Raw genomic sequence first — 17,790 nt, 5'->3', positions numbered from 1 at the left:
CAGCGCAAGATGTGTATAAAGCAAAATTTGCTCGCTTGTGCTGCAAAGTCGCCACTCCCATGTCAAAAGTAGGTTTGTCATTTGAATATCCTTCCTGGCGTATATGATTGAGTTAACACAGATTTATGAAAACTACCGAGAAGGTTTTGAAATCACTCTAAGTCACCTATGGCAGCAACAACTTGTGTAACAGAGGGAGCCTGATGGCTCCCTCTTCTTTCATCTTGTGCTTGCCTTTGCCAGTGGTCGTGCCTATAACCGCTTTCCTCCAGGAGTTTATTCAGGTACAAGATTAAAAAACAAACAAGGATGAACCATGAAACTCAGGCTGCCGCTGCTGGTTTTAATGCCGGTACTTCTTTTAAGTTCAGTCGCCCAGGCCAAGCCAGAGCCTTTGCTCTATGGCTACAGTGATACCCTGGCATCCAAGGTCTACCAAAGTGAGCGGCGCTGGATGCTGTCCTTGCCGGAACGCTACCATGCCACCCAAGACAGTGATCGCCGTTATCCCGTGCTCTATATCGTCGATGCCGACTTCCAGTTCCGCCATGTCTCTGCTGCGGTCAACAACCTCGCCAGAATGGGCAAGATACCGCCCATGATAGTAGTGGGTATCGCCATGCAGGGGCAGAAAGACTACCTCTACTCCACCACCTGGCCATCGGCTGAGGGCGCAGACTTTGGCGGCAGCGACAAAATGCTCGCCCACCTGCAACAGGAACTCGTGCCCTATATCGACAAACATTACCGCTCCTCGGGCCACAACGCCCTTGCCGGTTATTCTCTGGGTGGCTTGCTGAGCCTGCAGATGATGCTGCAATCCAAGAGTCCTTTCAGTGCCTTTCTCGCCATGAGTCCCAGCATCTGGTACGACAACATGGCGCTGCTTGAGCGGACCGCTCCTTGGCTGAAACAGCCTAGGCAGACATCGGCCTACCCCAGGCTTTTTCTCTCTCTGGCCAACGAACAAGGCATGGGGGTGGATGAATTCAGAAAGCTGCTTCATGAGCAGGCGCCCGAATGGCATTTCGACTACAGCTTCTTTCCCTCAGAAACACACTACAGCACCGCTATGCCGGCGCTGCTTGCCGGGCTGGAAAGCCTGACGCCAGGTTACTTTACCGATGTTGGCCCCTTGCTGCAGCTTGGGGATTACGAAGCGGTACTGGCACACTTTGAGGCCAAGAAAACACTTTGGAGCGGCTTTCATTTCGACTGGCTGCAGGCCTACACCTTGGGAAAGTACCTCTATTACAGTGAGCAGAAATCAAAGATGGCCGAAGTGCTCGCCCTGGCCAAAAAGCAGTTTCCAGAGGATCTTGCAGAGCTGAGTGCCGGCTTTGCCAAAGTGCTCAACAACCGGGGCGAGTTTAAGCTGGCCAAGGAACTCTTGCTGATGACCTCAAAAGTGGGTACTACCCAAGCCGATTGGCAGCAACAACTAAGCCTGGCACTGGCTGCTGAAGGCCACAGCCTTGGGGCAAAAGCAGCTCATGCCAAGGCGCTGGAACTGGCCGAAGCCTATCAACTGGAAAGCTGGGAGTGGTGGGAACTGCAGTAACAGGCCCGGCGCGCTCAATCTGCCGAGCCTTTATCAATCACAATATTGGCAACAGGACCGAAATCAGGCCATCTGCTGAACCAGGCCATGACTGGTGTTTATCTGCCGCAGAATATTCAACAGATTGCCGCCCTTGTCTTCCCTCAACTGGCCGACATTCAAACGGTGACTGATATCGGCCAGGCTCAACAACCCGCGGATCTGATGGGTTTGGGTATCGACCACAGCAAAATAGTTATCGCGGCTATGACGCAGGCTCTGCAGTACATCGGCGACACTGGCGCTGGCAACCTCATCATAGGCCAGCGCCTGCAGTTGCTCCCTTGGCAGCATCAAATCAAATACCGTCCAGGAGGAAGGTTGATGAGCCTTGTCGACAAGCTTGAGCAGATTGTCCGGTGCCAACAACTCCTGGGTGATAATACCCAGCATTTGATGACGGGCGTTAATGACAAAATGCAATGCGCTGTGTTCACTCTGCATCAGGGCTGAGGCATCAGGCGCCGGCATATCGGCACTGATGACCATACGCGCACTATGGCTGAAGTCCATCATGGCCTCTAAGGCATTGTCATAAGGGTTGAGTTGATTGGCTAAAGCAGAGGCTTGCAGCCTGTCGTTGCTGGCAATCGCAAAAGGATGAAGTGTTTTCATGTTGTTACCTCACTTGGAAACTGGGTTGCCGGGCTTCACATTAGTGCGAACCCGAAAGACGGTTTTCAAATGAGGGCAAATGGCGGTGCGCGGGTCTGTGCCTGAGGAAATACATGCAGTGCATGGGATTGCAATGACTCCAGCGACGGCAGACGCAGTACCAACTCGGCCGAAGGCGCCAGATGAGTAGATTTCTGTTTCAGAAGCGGCGGCTCCTGAGAATCTGTCAGCGTCTTGAGGAACAGGTCTTGGGAATTATCCCCCTGCACTGCCAGAGGTATTGAGGCTGAAACCGGTACCAGAGAAACCTGCTGAGAATGGGCCTTGGGGATAGCAGCAAGAGTGCCTGTCAGCAAAATACTGACCAGCAATAATGCAAACCATCTCTCGATTCGACTCATCTGTGATCCAAGTCTCAAAACACCCGTTTGCCGACAATAACACCGCCTTGGAAAAAAGCACAATATTTTTCAGCGGTAAAAAATAAACCCCGCTCAGAAAACTGACCGGGGTTTAGGGGAAGTGCTTCTTGCAAAGGAATTGGCCATTTGCTGCAAACCACGCCTTGCATCCAGGCCTATAAGTCGACGCAGAGCACACATGTGACTTGTTCGCACCTTACCAGCTAACCTAACTGACACTCAGCGACGGATCTTCACCTCTGGCTCATTAAGCATCGCCAGCAAGGGGTTTTGCTGCATCACTCTGGATTTGAGGCCAAATCCCAGGATAAGTCCCATAATAAAGCCACCTATATGAGCCCAATAGGCCACGCCTTCACCGGCCATCATCAAACCAACCAGGTTGAATACCAGCCAGATGGCAAAGAAAGCCATAGGCGACAACTTCTTCTGGTAGATAACAAACATAAAGGTCAAGCTGGCATGGCGGAACCACAATAGATACATACCGAACAGACCGGCAATGGCGCCACTGGCCCCCACCATAGGGATATTGGAGCCGGGATCGGCAATGATCTGCACCGCCGCAGCCGCCAGGCCACAAAGCAGATAAAGCCCAAGGAATCTCATGCGCCCCAAGGCGTCTTCTAGGTTGTCGCCAACCACATAAAGGAAGTACATATTGCCCGCCAGGTGGATCAAATCACCGTGAAGGAACATATGGCTGAACAGGGTCCAAACATGACTGCCGTGCAACACCTCATCGGCCCGCAGGGCAAAGTTGGCAAATACGGTATCAGTTATATCCAAGTCTGTGCCATAAGCGGCAAAAATCATGATGTTGAGCGCCAGCAGCAGATAGGTGATGGCGGGTTGTGAGCGAGTCTTGAGATTAAACTCCACCGGCATTTGCGACAGAAACTGAAACAGCCAGGTTTTGACACTGATCTTGCCATTCAACTCCGCCAACAGTCCCTGCAACCTTGGGGACTGCACCACTTTATTCCTTTCGTCTTTATCGACCCAGACGCCATTGCAACTGTGGCAGACATCCAGCTCTATCTGATAGCCGTCCATCAGATGGTATCTGTGCATCTGTTCTTCACAGTGCATGCAGTGCCGCTTGGAAAGCCCAAGATGAGGCCCGAGCGACTCTTCAATGCGTACATGATCATTGCCATTGTCAGCAGTTGACAGCGCGCCGTTAAGCTCGCCATTATCAAACCAAATGCCTTCACAGTGATTGCAGCTGTCCACCTGCTCACCGTATAGTTCGAAGGTGCGCATCGATTCGCTGTAACACCCGGGACATTTTAAATTCATGGATTATTCCTCTGTGATATTCACATCCACGCCACTACGTTGCAACTCAAGCTCCATACGCTGAAAATTCAGTTGCAGCTTAGGCAAAGTGTCGGCCGAAATCTTCCCTACCAAGGCTCTTAACCTGGTTGTACCGACACCACGGCTCAACTCTTGCTTTTCCATTTTTTCAATCAGCTGGGCAGATTCAATTCTGAACCTGCGGATAGCGGTCAGGATCTCAGCCGGTGTTTCCAGCGCATTGGCCGAGTAATACATGTTTTGCCAAACAAAATCACTGAGCTGGGGATGCAATGACTTCAAGTCCAGCGGTCTCTGTTTATCTATGTCCGCCATATAGGCTTCCAGCGTCTGCAAGTTATCCCGCACTTCATCATACAAGGCTCGCTGCAGATGATAGTTATTCTGGGTATTAACCAGAGAGTCAAACTTAATCGCCTGTGACAGCCCTTGCTGCGCCGCCAAATAAACGCCCAGAACCGTTGCCAGCACCATAAACAGTTGGCTCACCCAGAAGCTGGTTTTAACCAGCTCACTATTGTCAAAATGAATTTTACGACCGTTTGATACCGACTCAGATTTCCTTTCCATAGCAACTCCCGATGATGGTATTTAACCTGTCATTGTGAGTCAGAAAAACCTGGTTATCCGTCGGCCAATTCCCAAGTAACAACCTGAGTTGTCAGTTAACGTCGATCCCGGCGCGCTTGAGCTCATCAGCCATCTTTTTATAGCTCTGCTCTAACTTAGGTAAGGTGTGGGTTTCCACCTCTTCAATCAGGGTTCGCAGCTGTTTGGAGCCAAAGCTGGGTCCATAAAACTTACGTTCTATCTTGCCGACAATATCAGCAGAACCCATATAGAAACGGCGGGCACCGGAGAGAATATCACTGGGGGTTTCCAGGGTATAGGCCGAGTACTTCATATTTTCCCAGATGAAGTCTGCCATAACTGGATGATATTCTTTGATATTATAAGGTTTTTCTTTCTCGATAAGCTCAGTGTACTCTGTCATGACTTTGACATTGTCTTTCAGCTCCTCATAGAGAGAGTGCTGCAGATGATAATTGTTCTGCATATTGGTCAGGCTATCAAACTTAATCGCCTGTGACAGACCTTCCTGCGCCGCCAAATAAACCCCGGCAACCGTGGCGATAATCATAAAAATCTGGCTGACCCAAAAACTGGTTTTCACCAACTCCTGATTATCGAATCTGATCTTTTTGGCGCCCCGACGCTGACTTGACTCTTGATTGACTTCCATTTCAATACCTCTATGAAACTGAATGGGTTTTTAAGGTCGACATCATACAGAAGGGCAATGCAACGAGCTAGCCAAAAGGGCTTTTCTCCTCTGTTCTCAACCGATATTCACAGTACCACCGCCCACCAGAATACCGCCGCAGTCAACCGCATCGCCGGTTCTGGCGGCGGGTTTCCCATCGATAAAAACACTGCCCGAACCCGCGGCAATGGTACGAGGGTGCGGCGGATGTTTGGGCTTGTCGTGGGGGGTCAATGAATCGCCCTGACGCGCCAGCGGAATACCATCCACCTTGACCGTGGAAGAGGCCGAAGTCACCGGCGTGGGTGGAAACCCATCATGATCTGTCCCTATATCGCCCAACTTAACGGCATTACCCATAACTGACTCCTTAATACCTTGATTAACGTCCGCAAAATTCATCTGCCCATTGCTGCACCCTGGCAAGCTCTGTCTCCGTTAATTAGATATTGTTGACCAAACATCTTTCCCACTGAAGTTTACGCCTTAACTTATTGAATATTATGCCATTTGTATCGATAGATGCCATATGTATGCAGGAAACTTAAATTCCTTCGACTTCAAAAAAGAGGCCATAGTTAGCAATGCTTTTAGTCAACAACACACTTTCCGCTACAAGCCAAGGAAGCTAAAGCGGCAGTTATACAGGGATCCAATCCAACTACAGCTCTGTCAGCTCAGTTTTGCCGTGTCCGGCATTGTGGTTAATCGGTATAGCCAAGACAGGGATTAGCGTCAGTTGTCGGCTTTCTCTGGATGACAGACAAGGCGTCACTGGGTAGAGTAGGAATCAAGGCTTAAGCCTGCGTCGACCAGACACCATTGGAGGAGATAGCTTATGTTGGGCGAAAATCATGCGCTGATCCTGGAGTTTCCGGAGTACAAACAGAAAATCCATCAACTCAAGGAAAACGATCCGCACTTTAGTGAATTGGCGGCAGAGTATCAGGCTCTCGACCTTGAGATCCGCGGTCTGGAAGAAAACTGTGTGCCCACGGCAGAAGAACGTTTCAGCCAACTGACATTGCGCCGCGCCGAACTCAAGTCCTGGCTCTACCAGCAGTTACTGCGCTGAGGAACACTCGCTCCCAAACACCCCCGGATATCTCCCTGTAAAACAAGAGCTCCGTGTTGCTTAAAGCGCCGGAGCCCTATCAAGCCGATACTTCAGCATTCAAAAACACCAAAGCTTAGAGCTTATCCAGTTGCAGAGCATTGGCAAACGCCTGTAATTCACTGACCTTAACCCCTTCACCCGAGAGGGTAAACATGGCATTGCCATTGACTATCACAGTCAACTCAGGCTCACCGGACTCTGTGCTCAGCATGGCGTTATGCCCCTGAACCTTGACCAGCTTGCCGCCGCTCATGGCAATCATTGAAGGATTGGTCAGCATGGCCATCACAGACTGCAACAAGGGAGAATCAAGCACCAACTCTATCTCCAACCGCGCACTGTCTTCTTTATAATAGTAGCGGCTGGCATTGATGCCGCCCCCCAACATCATGCCACCACTTTCACTTGAAGGTTCATCTGCTTGCCAGCCAGGTAATGGCTCTGGAAATACCCCCACCACTTCCCCGGCCCGCTGCTGCCGGATAAGGGCTGATGCATAATCCAGCTGGGAACTGGCCTGGCTCAATTCACCCTTACGGTAATGCTGTAACCCGGCCTCAATAGCTTCGGCTACGGCAGGATCTTCAGCGGCCTGCAGCGGCGCCGCCAATGCTAATGAGGCAACAAGTAATAGATTTGAAGGTTTCATTATCTTTCCCTGATAAAAAGTCCGCGATTAGCATAGCCGCAAGCTGAGCCCTACGCCAGCTATCCGTTACCGGGCCCTTGCTGTAGCTCGGCGGCAAGCTTCCGAAGCAGTGTAACATCTGGCTCAAACGTCAGTGCCTGCTCGGCTCTTGCCAGCGCCAGCTCAGAGTGTTTACGACACACCTCGGCAAACTCTGCCCGGTTGGACAAGGCTTGAAAGGCTTTTTGCAGCCGAATGTGAATTTCCACCAGCGCCGCACCATCCCGGGCGATCGGCATAAAGAAGTCATCGAACAGTTCTTCAAGACGTATCGGCAGCATCCAAACTCTGGGATAGGGAATAGCCTCCGGCGCCGGCAGATTCTGCTCATCGGTCACCTGCCATTTGGCTATCAATCTAACTCCGCGGCCAATCACATCTATCGCTGTGCCAGGATCATTCACCGCCGCCGACAAGGCCCTCGATGCCACTTCGGCCAATACCGATAACCCAAAGCGAGGGTCTTGATCGAAAGAACGTTCATTAGCCACGGTAAAAGCCTTGTGCAGTGGCTGCAACTGAGCGTCATCGACACCGCCATCCTCGGCCTGAAAACTCAACCACAGCAGTGGCCGTCCCTGATGGACAAAGGCACCTGGCAATGACGTGATATAGGCTTCGGCGCCGTAATCTTCGGCCCATTGATTGATGCTGCCGAGATCCACATGCTGCACATAGCCTGTGTCGGCCGGATAGAGAGCTAAAGCCCCTTTGGGAATCTCCTCCTCTGATGCCAGGCGCTGCCCGTCCAGCCAAGGATGCTCACAGCGCCGCAGGATAGCCGCTCCGGCCGCCTTTTCAATTCTGTCTGTGGTTTCCCCTACCCGGCCTAGCTTGGACAGATGATTGATCCAAACCAGAATGGTGGCCACTATCAATACCACCACTGCCACAGTCACCAGAAACAGTACCACCCGCCCCTCTTCGCCATAAACACCGGTACTGAGGGCGATAATGCCCACTATGCTGAAAACAAAGGAGCCGACAAAGGTGGCCAGCGCCTGCTGGGCAGTGGAGTCTTCCATCAACAGTTTGGTGGCTCTGGGGGAAATATTGCTGGTGGCTGCGCCATAGGCTGAAATCATCACACTCAGGGAAAAGGTGGTCACGGCCAACATGCTGGAGGCGAGGATATTGAGCAGCTTATCCACCGCATCTGCACCTATCATGCCCGACAGCGAAGGGGGAATAACCCCCTGCACCACTATCGCCAGCAATGCGGTAACCACCGCCAGAATCGCAAACAGCACAGTGCGCATCCAGAGTTTGCGGCTCAATAGCAACAGTCGCCAGCCCCATTTACTCAGCATAATCCCACTCCTTTGATGACTCTCTCCCTGGCCAGAATAGCAGCCTTTTGTTCTTTGGACAGGCAGATCAAACTGTTAGACTTGAGAAGGTGCAAACAAGTCCTATAGTGCAAGCCAGAGCGTTACCAGGACCTATTAGCGCCTTCCCTTAAGCTTCTACCCTGCGGCCAGGATAATAATGAAAGTCGATCTCAACCTGCTTCCGGTATTGGAAGTCCTGCTGGAAGAACAAAGCGTTACCGGCGCGGCCAGGCGGTTGCACCTGAGTCAATCGGCCGTCAGTAAGCAGCTCAACCGCCTGCGGGAGTTGTTCAATGACCCGCTGTTTGAACGTAGCGCCTTTGGTCTCAAGCCCACTCCCAGAGCGCTGGCTCTGGGGCCAGAGCTGCAGCAATGGCTCAGGTTGGCCGAGCGGTTGACGCTACCGGACAAGTTTGACCCCGCCGCCAGTGAACGTCAGTTTCGTATGCACTTGGTGGAAACCGCCTACTCCCTCACCCTGCCGCATTTTATGCCTTCCTTGCTGCGCCAGGCTCCCGGGCTGGATATCAACTGCAAGACCTGGCACCCGGGCACCATGGAGCAGCTGCTGCGCTGCGAGCTGGACTTTGCCATAGGCTGCCGCGAGTGGGATCCGCGCTCGCTAATGCATATCAATAGCCTACCGGATGAACTCGAGTATCTGGAGCTGACCCGCGACAAGCCCATCTGTCTGCTGCCGCCGGATCATCCTGCGCTTGAGGGCGACTGGAACCTGGAGCGTTTTCTCAGCTTCGAGCATCTGCAGGTAGCCTTTGGCGGTATCGAACATTGGCTGCTGGATGATGTACTGGCACTCAATCACAAGACCCGACGGATCCGCGCTAACATCACTGACTTTCCTACTGCAATTGAGCTGTGCCGTCACAGCGAATTGCTACTATGCGCACCTGCCAAATATGCGGCCCAGGCGCTGCAACATGTTGAGCTGGCGACGCTGGAAGTGCCGATAGATCTGGTGCCAGGCGCATACGTGTTGTTGTGGCACAAACATTTCAACCAGGATTCGGCCCACAAATGGCTCAGGCAGATGATTGCCGACACAGTAATCCCGGCCAATACTTTAAGGTAAAAAACTGTTTGGAAAACGCCGCCAAGATGCTCAAATCCGGTGTTATCTTTTTTCAGCATATGCTGCAAACACCTGTAGCTGACTCTAACGGTCAAGATTACTTCAACAGTTCAAACATCGATCAAAAAGTCACAGTAATAAAAGGCCCGGTTCAGCGTCATCGGAAAGTTGAAAATTCCGGATGCTGTCCCGGGCCTATTAGCCTCTATCCTACCAGTTAATACTGATGGGCCTCAGCCATCCTCGCAGGGGTATGACACACGGAGCAAGATTCAACGATCGGAGCCGGATCGAATACATTGAATTCGGCGCTTTCGCCTTGATGAACGGCTGATGGCGTGACGGCTACATTAAAGTCACCACCTTGGGTACTCATATGAGCCTTGGCGGCCGGAGTGCTATGACATGCCGCGCAGTTCGCAGAAATGGCGGTAATACCATAGACACTGTTTTCATCAAGCCCGTTGAGCACGACTGCCGGCGCAACCTTTTCCAGATTGATCTCACCGGTATGACAAGCCACACATTCCACCTTCTTGTTCTTGTCTGTAGCAGGCATATCATTCACGCCACGTTTAACCTTGTAATCACCAAAGTGCATGTTGTGCACCAAAGGTCCCCAAGCCATAGGATAGTCTTCACCCTGTTTACCCGGAGCCCAGTTGTAAGCGCTGTGGCACTGGGTACAGGCATCGCCGCCGAGATCAAAGCCCCCCCGCTGCCCACCATGCCCCTGCAAACCTTCGGTATGGCAGTTAAGGCACTTCATGCCATCAGAGCTGGTACGACGCACCTCTTTGATATTGGACACAGTAATAGGTGCATTACCATCGGCATAGGCGATTCGACCGTCGACACCGCCCACCAGAACTTCACCCTCTTCGTATGGTGCGGCATGTTCAATAGTATAGGTATACGAACCATCCTCGTTGGTTACCCCTGCTGTAGAACGTGCCACATGGCCTTCATCACGACCAGGCAGTACAGCTTCACCATGTTTGACAATAGTTGCCCAACCACGGGGAGTCGCATCGCTGATAGCAGCAATATCCACGGATTTACCATCGGCATCAGTCGCTTTTACCGTGACTTCAATTTGACTCTTATCGGCAGAACGCTGTACTGAGATTAGCTCAAATTGGTAACGGTTAAGGGCTTCATCCCGCGCCGCACCATTATTATGAGCATACATGTAACCATCGGGTCCATGACAGGTCTGGCATGAAGCATCGGTAAAGCCGGTATGATTAACATTACCAACTCGATCGGCATCAAACAGGCCGGTGTGACAAGTCACGCAGCCATTAATGGAGGCTGTGAACTGAACATCATCGGCATGACAGGTAGAACAACGCTTCATGTTCATGGAGTAATTCCCCCATAAAGCCGCATGACCTTTGGAAACCTTACCTCCCTCGCCATCAGACATTTTCCCGTGACCTATCATTGCCAAGGTATTTAACGCATAGCCACCATCTTTTTTCTCTGTCTGGGTATGGCAACTCAAACAAGCTTCAACAATTACTACTTCTTGATCATTATTTAAGGCGTGATGGTGTTGGTGCCATCCCCAAGTGGAATTGCCTGTCGCTGCAGTAAACTCACCATGACACGCCACACATTTGGCATCTTCTGTAGTGCTGACCTGGGCATATTGATCTGTTTGAGTCAGCATTACCCGCTTAGTACGCGGCATACCATTATTACCATTACCCGGACGAATATAACCTATACCCACTGATTCAGATGTCACGCCTTCACGGGGCATAGACAAGGTATAAACCCCGTCACCTTCGTGAGTCAAAGTCCCCTTGGAATTAGACTCTCCGGCAAAATAAGTCATTGTTACTGTATCGGCAAGGAAGCCCTGCGCATTGGTTACAGTAGACAACAATTCGACCTTGTCTAAATCTTCAACGGGTACACCATCTTGATTTTCAACGGTAAACTCGACATTGACCAGACCATCACCAAAGTGCCAGTCCAGCACCTTGGCAACCGCAGATGTAGTCACTACTGGCGGCTCTCCAGGCGTACCGGGAATACCTGGGGTTCCGGGCTCACCCGGTTTTCCATCCTTACCGTCACTGCCACAGGCCGACACGCCTAATGCTGCAGCAATTATCATCACCATCTGGTATTTCTTTATTTTTCTCATTATTTTCCCCTAATGCGTAAGAGGTACTACGAAATGAGTACCAAATATTAGAATAGGAAAATAAAAAATTTACTTTGTAAATAAGATCACAATTTAGACAAATAAAGTAAATACAATCAACATTAAAAACAACCCACCAACACACGAACATTAATTGAAACTTAATTTTAAACTAAATATTTATTAACCAAATAAAGATTTAACGAGAAAAATGAAACTTAAGTTTGAAAAGCAAACAATAGTTCAGCATGCTTCAACCAGAAAGTTCAACGTTCCCATTGAATGAACAACCTATGCACGGCACATAAGCCCTGCACACAAAAACACTTAAAATACTGATTTAATTATTTAAAAACCATAATACGCTTGAGTTGGCGAAAAACAACAACACAGTATCCTTACGAAAAATATCTTTAAATTCAAAATATTGATAAGACATAAAGTTAAAATCAGCAAAAAACATCCAGCTTCGGCGGATAATTACAGCCAATGCTGACTTCGCGCATATTTTTAAAAGCTCAACACAATTTACCAGGAACGATATTAGTCACCGAAAAATAAAAAGAAGAATACACAAGGGACATTTTCGAATCCTTTTGAAATATCTTGCCAGACTCTATTTCCCTTAAAAGATATAAGAGTTTCCTCAGTCAATGCCGACAGATAGGTAATCATAACCACTATGCTGCTACAGGTTGCTTATCAGTGCATTATGCAGATAAGCAATATTCAGGGAATATAGAGCATGTTAATTAGGGCCGCCGCTATGGTGGTAGCCGGATCTTTGCCATCCACAGCCGGTGCCAGGTTAGTCCAAACCACCAGAGTCACCTTGTTAACAGGATCATGCCCCATAAAAGAGTTATAGCCGGGCAGCTCACCTGTATGCCCATAGAGGTTGCCAAACTTGGCGATCCCCAAGCCGTAATAGGCAGTGTTGGGATTCTCGGGATCTATCGGCCTGACACTATCCAGACGCCTTCGCTGCCAATCGGCATTCAGCAGTTCTCCGGCAACCAAAGCCTCTACCCAGGTTGCCAACTCATTGGCAGTGGAGATCCCGGCGCCGGCCGCCCAGCCCCAGGAAGGATTGGCCTCGGTTTGATCTATGGGTGCCAGAATGCCCTCTCGGGCTTCTTGTTGCATCTTTTCCGGCAGCATATAGGGTGGATCCATAGTCAACACATTGGTGCCATACATATAGCCCCGCGCCAAGGGCGTGGGAAGAGTATTCGAATGGATATCGGGAAACAGAGTCCGCTCAAGCCCCAAGGGAGCAAACAACCTCTGCTGCATCACAGCCGCCAGCGGCTTGGCATCGATTTGCTCGGCAATCAGTCCCAGCAAGACGGTATTGGTATTGGAGTATTCAAATGCGCTGCCGGGGGCAAAACCTGGCCTATGGGCAAAACTCATTGCCAGTAGCTCATTCTGAGTCCACACCTTGGTTGGCTGCTCATCAAGCGTCTGATTCAACTCGAGCGTTGTGGTGTAATTGAACAGGCCGCTGCGCATCGTAAGCAAATGCTCTATAGTGGTCGACTCACCGTTTGGCACATTGTTGAGAAACATAGAGACAGTGTCATTCAGTTGCAATCGCCCTTGTTGCACCATCTGCAAAATCACGGTACCGACCCATGTCTTGGTATTGGAGCCCACCCTGACATGCTGATCAAAGTCGGTCGCTTCACCGCCGCCATAACGGGTTACCCCATAGGCGGTTTTAAAATCGCCCCTGGGCGTTCGCAGAATGACCACAGCGCCAGGCACCAGCATCTCCTTGGCCAGTTGTTCCACCGTCTGCTGCATCTTGGCCGTGTCGACAGGATTGAGCACCACCTCTTGCGAATCCGAATTGCAGGCGCTAAGCACACTCACAGAGACCAAGATAGACGCGTAGATAGGCAGATAAGCCCAACCCCCCTTGGCACTAACGGCCGCCTTATCGCCAAAGTAACTCGCTTCCAAGCCCACCCTACTCAACACTCGATTGAACATAAACAGCCTCTCCCTATCTGTTACCGCATACCGGCGAGCCAGACTATCCCGCCTTCCATTGCATCACACAAAGCTAGTCAGCTTTGGCATTGGATTCAAGTTGTTGTGAGAGAAATGGCAAATATTTCCAGAAGGAGGCCTAGCTGGCTAAATCCTTGGAATGGGGAAAATAAAGCATAAAAACTTTTGAAAAACAGGCAAATAGAAATACCACATAGGCAACTATCATTTTTATAGCCCTACCCTGCCTGAAATTTTAAATTTTGTATTCATTTATCACCTGAACGAGCCCAAATCGACTTAGATGCCAATGACTCATCATTAAAAGCATCTAGCATTGAGTACCCTGGCAGCTAGAGTCTTGACTCATTCAGTAATGGATGCGTCATTTTATTGTTGGCAGTGACGCCACCTTTAACTCGACGCTATACATAGGCATGTCTATTTATACTGTGCTACCAGTTAAGAGGCGAATAATCCACCGCCTAACTGGTAACCACTTTTTCGCATTAGGATAAAACTGAAATGCACTGCTTCATACTTTAATATAGGCTTGACTCACACCTATTGAGAACAGCTGAAACCGGTCAAAGAGCATCACACAACATTTCCCTAACCCCCTTACCACTCTTGAAGGCACAATCAATGGCTAATTGTCTATCGGCACTGAGGTTACCCATCTCCTGGTCAATTAACTCTGCACCTTGTTCCAGGGTATTGGCGTCCATCACAGTTTGAAAAAGCTGCAAATACCAGTTTTGGTTCGGCCGTAACGCTATTCCTTGTCTTTCAAAGTACTGGCATGTTCGAATGATCACAGAACATTGCATCATCACATAGGTGGATTTCACTTCTGTACGGCGCCATAACCGCTCTACGCTCATTAACGCAAATAAGCCAGACAATGTTTGAGCGAGTAAGTATTGCCCCACCAATTCAGCTGTATCTTGATGCCGATATTTTAAGTGGGAGTCAACAATGAAAAAGGTACTAAAACAACATTCCGCCATCGAAGTAACCAACTGTTTGTTTTCGGGGTATCCCTTGTCCCTCAAGCCGGAAACAACATCATCCAATACCACTTCGTATATGTTGGATAACAAAGTATCCAAAGCAGCAGGTAATTCAAGCTGCTCGTCAGTATCCGATACGGAGTCAGACTTACGCAATGCGACCACTAGCTCTTCGAGCATATTCGTCAATATCAAAACTTCGTTTTCAGAAAACTGATCCAAGTACTGGAAGTCATAATCATTGATAAACAGAGTTTTTTTATCACAGCGAATACTACGAATTTCACTTAAGGAAAAGCTCTCTACCTTTCTTAGCGTACCTTTAGCCCAAATGGCGTGAGGAGTCACAACCAGAAAATCTTTGGTTGTTTGCATAAAAGTGTTATCCACAATCATCAGGATATCGTAAGGTTCAATTTTACCCTCTGATATCTCAATGACTTTTCTGACTTTGTGGACTTTGATAGCTGGCGCGATTTGGATTTGCTGGGATAGACGATGCCTCTTGGCCACAGCGTTAACTATATCCAAGTATTCCCGCTGATAGCTACCTTCAAAAGCAGGCTTGGAACTGGATTCCTGCTGCGGCTTTTCAGGCGTAAGGCTTGCCGGTGCAGCGCTTTCAGCAGTGACGCTCGCCGGCGCTGTATTAGTGATAGAAGCGCCACCATTTGCATCTGCTGCCGGAGTAACACTCTCGGTTGTAACGCCTTCAGAGGAAAGATTTTCAGTAGTAGCGCTCGCCGAAGCTGTATTGCAGACAGAAGCTTCACTATTTGCATCTGCTACCGGAGTAACCTTGGCTTGTGCCACATTCGAAACTTCAGCAGTTTCTGTCGTCCCTGTATTGCCTTGTATCTTTTGGGCCAGTTTTTCCAATAGTTTCAATAAAACCGCGGGCTTCATCCCGGAACCCGCCATACCAAAAGCACAGCCTTGCCCCAACAACAGCTCGGAACCGTCAACGGCATGCTCTTGACTGGTGTTTATCAACTCTTCCCACGACATTTGGTTTTTTGCAGAAGTTGTAGTCCAGTCATTTTTCCAAAACAATCCTTCAGATGTAAATGCCAGACCATTTTTTGCAGAACCAAAAACCGTAGAATCGACTATGGCATAAATATTGACTGACGCAGGCATGCCATAACATGCACTGGCATTTTTAGCTTTCTTACTGGGTATGTTGGGAGCAACAAAAAGCCCATCAGAGTGGAAGTTCTGCAAAATCTCCAGCACATCTGTTTCCATTTATCTTGTTCCTTGTATAAAACCTTGCTCAATACTTATCTATGTAAAGCATTGATATCATTTGAGTAAGGTTCAGGATAAATGTTACAAGCAGCCTTCTGCAATGCTTTCTTAGCGGAAATTTGAACTCTAACGACATCATCAATCCTGCCCCTGCGTTCTACAGATTCTACCGGGTGCCTGCGATGACAAGCGCGGCCATATTGAACTGCTTAAACACTCCATCAATGGCGAGCTTAACCAAGGGCCTTAGTCGGTTGTTCAAAGGGTCGGATGGTACGCTGGGAGCGGTTATGGAGAAAACGAGAGTTTCCGTAAAAATCATCTATTTCAATGGACAAGAAGCAGCCCAAGCTTTTAAAGCAATATGATAGGGATAGCTGGCTCTTATGAGCAATAAAAGCCAGCCTAAATAAAAAATCAGATTTAACATTCATTAACTGGAACTCTAAATACGTATTTTAGAGCACCTACCTGATAGAAATAAACCGTACAAGTTTGGTACCCGCCGTCACTAGATTCGCCGGTATTTTCACCAACATTGCTGAAGTTGGAGGGACCACCTGATGAGTTTTTAAAGTCACCGCTTTCACCTAGTGTTTTTAACTTGCTAAGAATGCAGGGTTCAGTAAAAGCGAGAGGGCCATTTTTCCCCTTCAACTGTGCTAAAGTATAGCCTCCAGCGACGACTGAAAGATCATTCAATGTTAAATCAATTATTGGTGTAGCTGCGATGTTGTCATTTTTAATAGCACTTAAGTCAAATAGAAGATAATCTGTCATAAACCCACCGCCCTCAGACTGCCTAAAACCGAACTGAAGTGATAAGGATGGATCTTTACTTGTATAGTTAAGACCTACTGTTCCCAGCCGATTACTTAGAGTTACTTGTACATCATTTATATCGATTGACGAACCATTCTTACTCAATACAGCATGAATATCCTCCAAAAGACGAGTACCGCTAACTATATCTGACTTTAATTTATTTTCTATATCCGTTAATTTATTTGGGTCAACTATAACAGCGAGTGCTGTGTCTATGGAGCACTCGCTTGAAACACCAGAACTGCTATCCTGCTTACTATCATATAATCCAACTTGATTAATTCCAGCTGAGATAATACCAATCTCGTCTCGACGAATTTTATTTTGTTCTACAACTGATTTCTTTAAGGCTCCATAGGCTAGCCCGGCATCTGACAAAAGAGCCTTTTGTCCTGATGTTATAGAAAAAGACCAAGTCGTCGCTTTATAAGCTGTCCCATCAGAGCCGTGCCCTACACTGAAACTATAAACAACACCGGAATTGGGGTTGACCAGGGCTATGTTATTTCTCGTTGAGCCACAAATCATATTATCTGGTGTCATGGGTTGAGTTCTGTCTTCCGGGTAACAATTTAGACGTGGCGTAAAATTTTTAACAGCAAACTGTCGTGCACTAGCATCATTTGTACAACTTGAGCACAAATAGTTCTGAGTAGCCATTGATGAAAATGGTAGAATCCCCACCAGTAAGAGAAATATTTTTTTCACTTTACACCTCCTTGTTAGCACCACCATTACCAGCTCATAACCCACCAGTCAACCACCACAACAATTGTTCTTCAATCACCTTTTTAATGCTGGGTAATGTAACCTATTAGCCTGCATGGTTTATGTTGACCTGAACCCTATTCGCGCTGGAATAACCAAAATCCTGGAGGACTCAGACTATAGCAGTATTCAACGGCAGATACGGGCAGGGATACTGGATAAAAACACCTGAACTATTACCCTTTGGCGACAATGAACGGCATAACACGCCACAAGGATTGCACTTTGAAGCGGCGTTGTTGATCAAATCATTCGCTTGAACGCAACTACCCCTAGGCTTTCAGCTGCTTTACGAGATTTTCTGGCGAACAGGCATACCCAGTCTTA

Annotated in this window: 15 protein-coding genes; 3 read left to right on the top strand and 12 right to left on the bottom strand. The window is 48.8% G+C overall.

All coding sequences use genetic code 11. The annotated features are described in order from the left end of the window. Positions 1 to 316 precede the first annotated feature (316 nt). Complete coding sequence (locus tag ACMHXH_RS14240) at positions 317 to 1,561, top strand: alpha/beta hydrolase (protein ID WP_335912597.1); 1,245 nt, start codon at positions 317 to 319, stop codon at positions 1,559 to 1,561. Between the two features lie 63 nt (positions 1,562 to 1,624). Here ACMHXH_RS14240 and ACMHXH_RS14235 read toward each other — a convergent pair whose 3' ends face one another. From ACMHXH_RS14235 to ACMHXH_RS14210, 6 genes are all read right to left on the bottom strand, one after another. Next, positions 1,625 to 2,215: a CBS domain-containing protein gene (locus ACMHXH_RS14235; RefSeq protein WP_039035798.1), complete on the bottom strand. Its 591-nt coding sequence runs from the start codon at positions 2,213 to 2,215 to the stop codon at positions 1,625 to 1,627. Positions 2,216 to 2,280: 65 nt separating this feature from the next. Continuing rightward, positions 2,281 to 2,616, bottom strand: a complete 336-nt coding sequence (locus ACMHXH_RS14230; protein ID WP_071477149.1) for a hypothetical protein — start codon at positions 2,614 to 2,616, stop codon at positions 2,281 to 2,283. 240 nt (positions 2,617 to 2,856) lie between these two features. Continuing rightward, positions 2,857 to 3,939, bottom strand: coding sequence for a rhomboid family intramembrane serine protease (locus tag ACMHXH_RS14225; RefSeq protein WP_071477148.1), 1,083 nt, complete (start codon positions 3,937 to 3,939; stop codon positions 2,857 to 2,859). Between the two features lie 3 nt (positions 3,940 to 3,942). Continuing rightward, positions 3,943 to 4,530, bottom strand: a complete 588-nt coding sequence (locus ACMHXH_RS14220; RefSeq protein WP_039035795.1) for a hypothetical protein — start codon at positions 4,528 to 4,530, stop codon at positions 3,943 to 3,945. 91 nt (positions 4,531 to 4,621) lie between these two features. Then, the gene (locus ACMHXH_RS14215; RefSeq protein WP_039035794.1) at positions 4,622 to 5,203 is read right to left on the bottom strand and encodes a hypothetical protein; all 582 of its coding nucleotides are present in this window, start codon (positions 5,201 to 5,203) and stop codon (positions 4,622 to 4,624) included. A gap of 96 nt (positions 5,204 to 5,299) precedes the next feature. Beyond that, positions 5,300 to 5,584 (bottom strand): type VI secretion system PAAR protein, encoded by a 285-nt coding sequence (locus ACMHXH_RS14210; RefSeq protein ID WP_335912598.1) that lies wholly within the window; start codon positions 5,582 to 5,584, stop codon positions 5,300 to 5,302. 478 nt (positions 5,585 to 6,062) lie between these two features. On the opposite strand from ACMHXH_RS14210, the gene ACMHXH_RS14205 reads away from it, so the two are divergent. Further along, positions 6,063 to 6,299 carry a YdcH family protein gene (locus tag ACMHXH_RS14205; protein WP_039035791.1) on the top strand — a complete coding sequence of 79 codons (237 nt, stop codon included), beginning with the start codon at positions 6,063 to 6,065 and terminating at the stop codon, positions 6,297 to 6,299. A gap of 115 nt (positions 6,300 to 6,414) precedes the next feature. Here the strand turns inward: ACMHXH_RS14205 and ACMHXH_RS14200 are convergent, their stop codons facing one another. Together ACMHXH_RS14200 and ACMHXH_RS14195 are read right to left on the bottom strand one after the other, a co-directional pair. Then, positions 6,415 to 6,990, bottom strand: a complete 576-nt coding sequence (locus ACMHXH_RS14200; RefSeq protein ID WP_215774022.1) for a hypothetical protein — start codon at positions 6,988 to 6,990, stop codon at positions 6,415 to 6,417. Between the two features lie 59 nt (positions 6,991 to 7,049). Continuing rightward, positions 7,050 to 8,339: a DUF2254 domain-containing protein gene (locus tag ACMHXH_RS14195; RefSeq protein ID WP_215774021.1), complete on the bottom strand. Its 1,290-nt coding sequence runs from the start codon at positions 8,337 to 8,339 to the stop codon at positions 7,050 to 7,052. Positions 8,340 to 8,511: 172 nt separating this feature from the next. Between ACMHXH_RS14195 and ACMHXH_RS14190 the strand changes: the two genes are divergently transcribed. Further along, positions 8,512 to 9,450, top strand: a complete 939-nt coding sequence (locus ACMHXH_RS14190; protein ID WP_039035788.1) for a LysR family transcriptional regulator — start codon at positions 8,512 to 8,514, stop codon at positions 9,448 to 9,450. Between the two features lie 217 nt (positions 9,451 to 9,667). Here ACMHXH_RS14190 and ACMHXH_RS14185 read toward each other — a convergent pair whose 3' ends face one another. The 4 genes from ACMHXH_RS14185 to ACMHXH_RS14170 all read right to left on the bottom strand — a co-directional run bounded on the left by ACMHXH_RS14185 (position 9,668) and on the right by ACMHXH_RS14170 (position 17,403). Then, positions 9,668 to 11,608: a multiheme c-type cytochrome gene (locus tag ACMHXH_RS14185; protein WP_335912600.1), complete on the bottom strand. Its 1,941-nt coding sequence runs from the start codon at positions 11,606 to 11,608 to the stop codon at positions 9,668 to 9,670. 729 nt (positions 11,609 to 12,337) lie between these two features. Next, on the bottom strand, positions 12,338 to 13,606 hold the full coding sequence (locus ACMHXH_RS14180; RefSeq protein ID WP_335912601.1) for a serine hydrolase domain-containing protein: 1,269 nt from the start codon (positions 13,604 to 13,606) through the stop codon (positions 12,338 to 12,340). 587 nt (positions 13,607 to 14,193) lie between these two features. Continuing rightward, the gene (locus ACMHXH_RS14175; protein ID WP_335912602.1) at positions 14,194 to 15,867 is read right to left on the bottom strand and encodes a hypothetical protein; all 1,674 of its coding nucleotides are present in this window, start codon (positions 15,865 to 15,867) and stop codon (positions 14,194 to 14,196) included. Positions 15,868 to 16,293: 426 nt separating this feature from the next. Further along, complete coding sequence (locus tag ACMHXH_RS14170; RefSeq protein WP_335912603.1) at positions 16,294 to 17,403, bottom strand: hypothetical protein; 1,110 nt, start codon at positions 17,401 to 17,403, stop codon at positions 16,294 to 16,296. Between the last annotated feature and the right edge of the window lie 387 nt (positions 17,404 to 17,790).

The organism is Shewanella sp. BJSY2023SW001 (assembly GCF_047314685.1).
GTDB lineage: Bacteria > Pseudomonadota > Gammaproteobacteria > Enterobacterales > Shewanellaceae > Shewanella > Shewanella indica.
The sequence above is the reverse complement of the archived record's forward strand: the minus strand, read 5'-3'. Positions and strand labels throughout refer to the sequence as shown.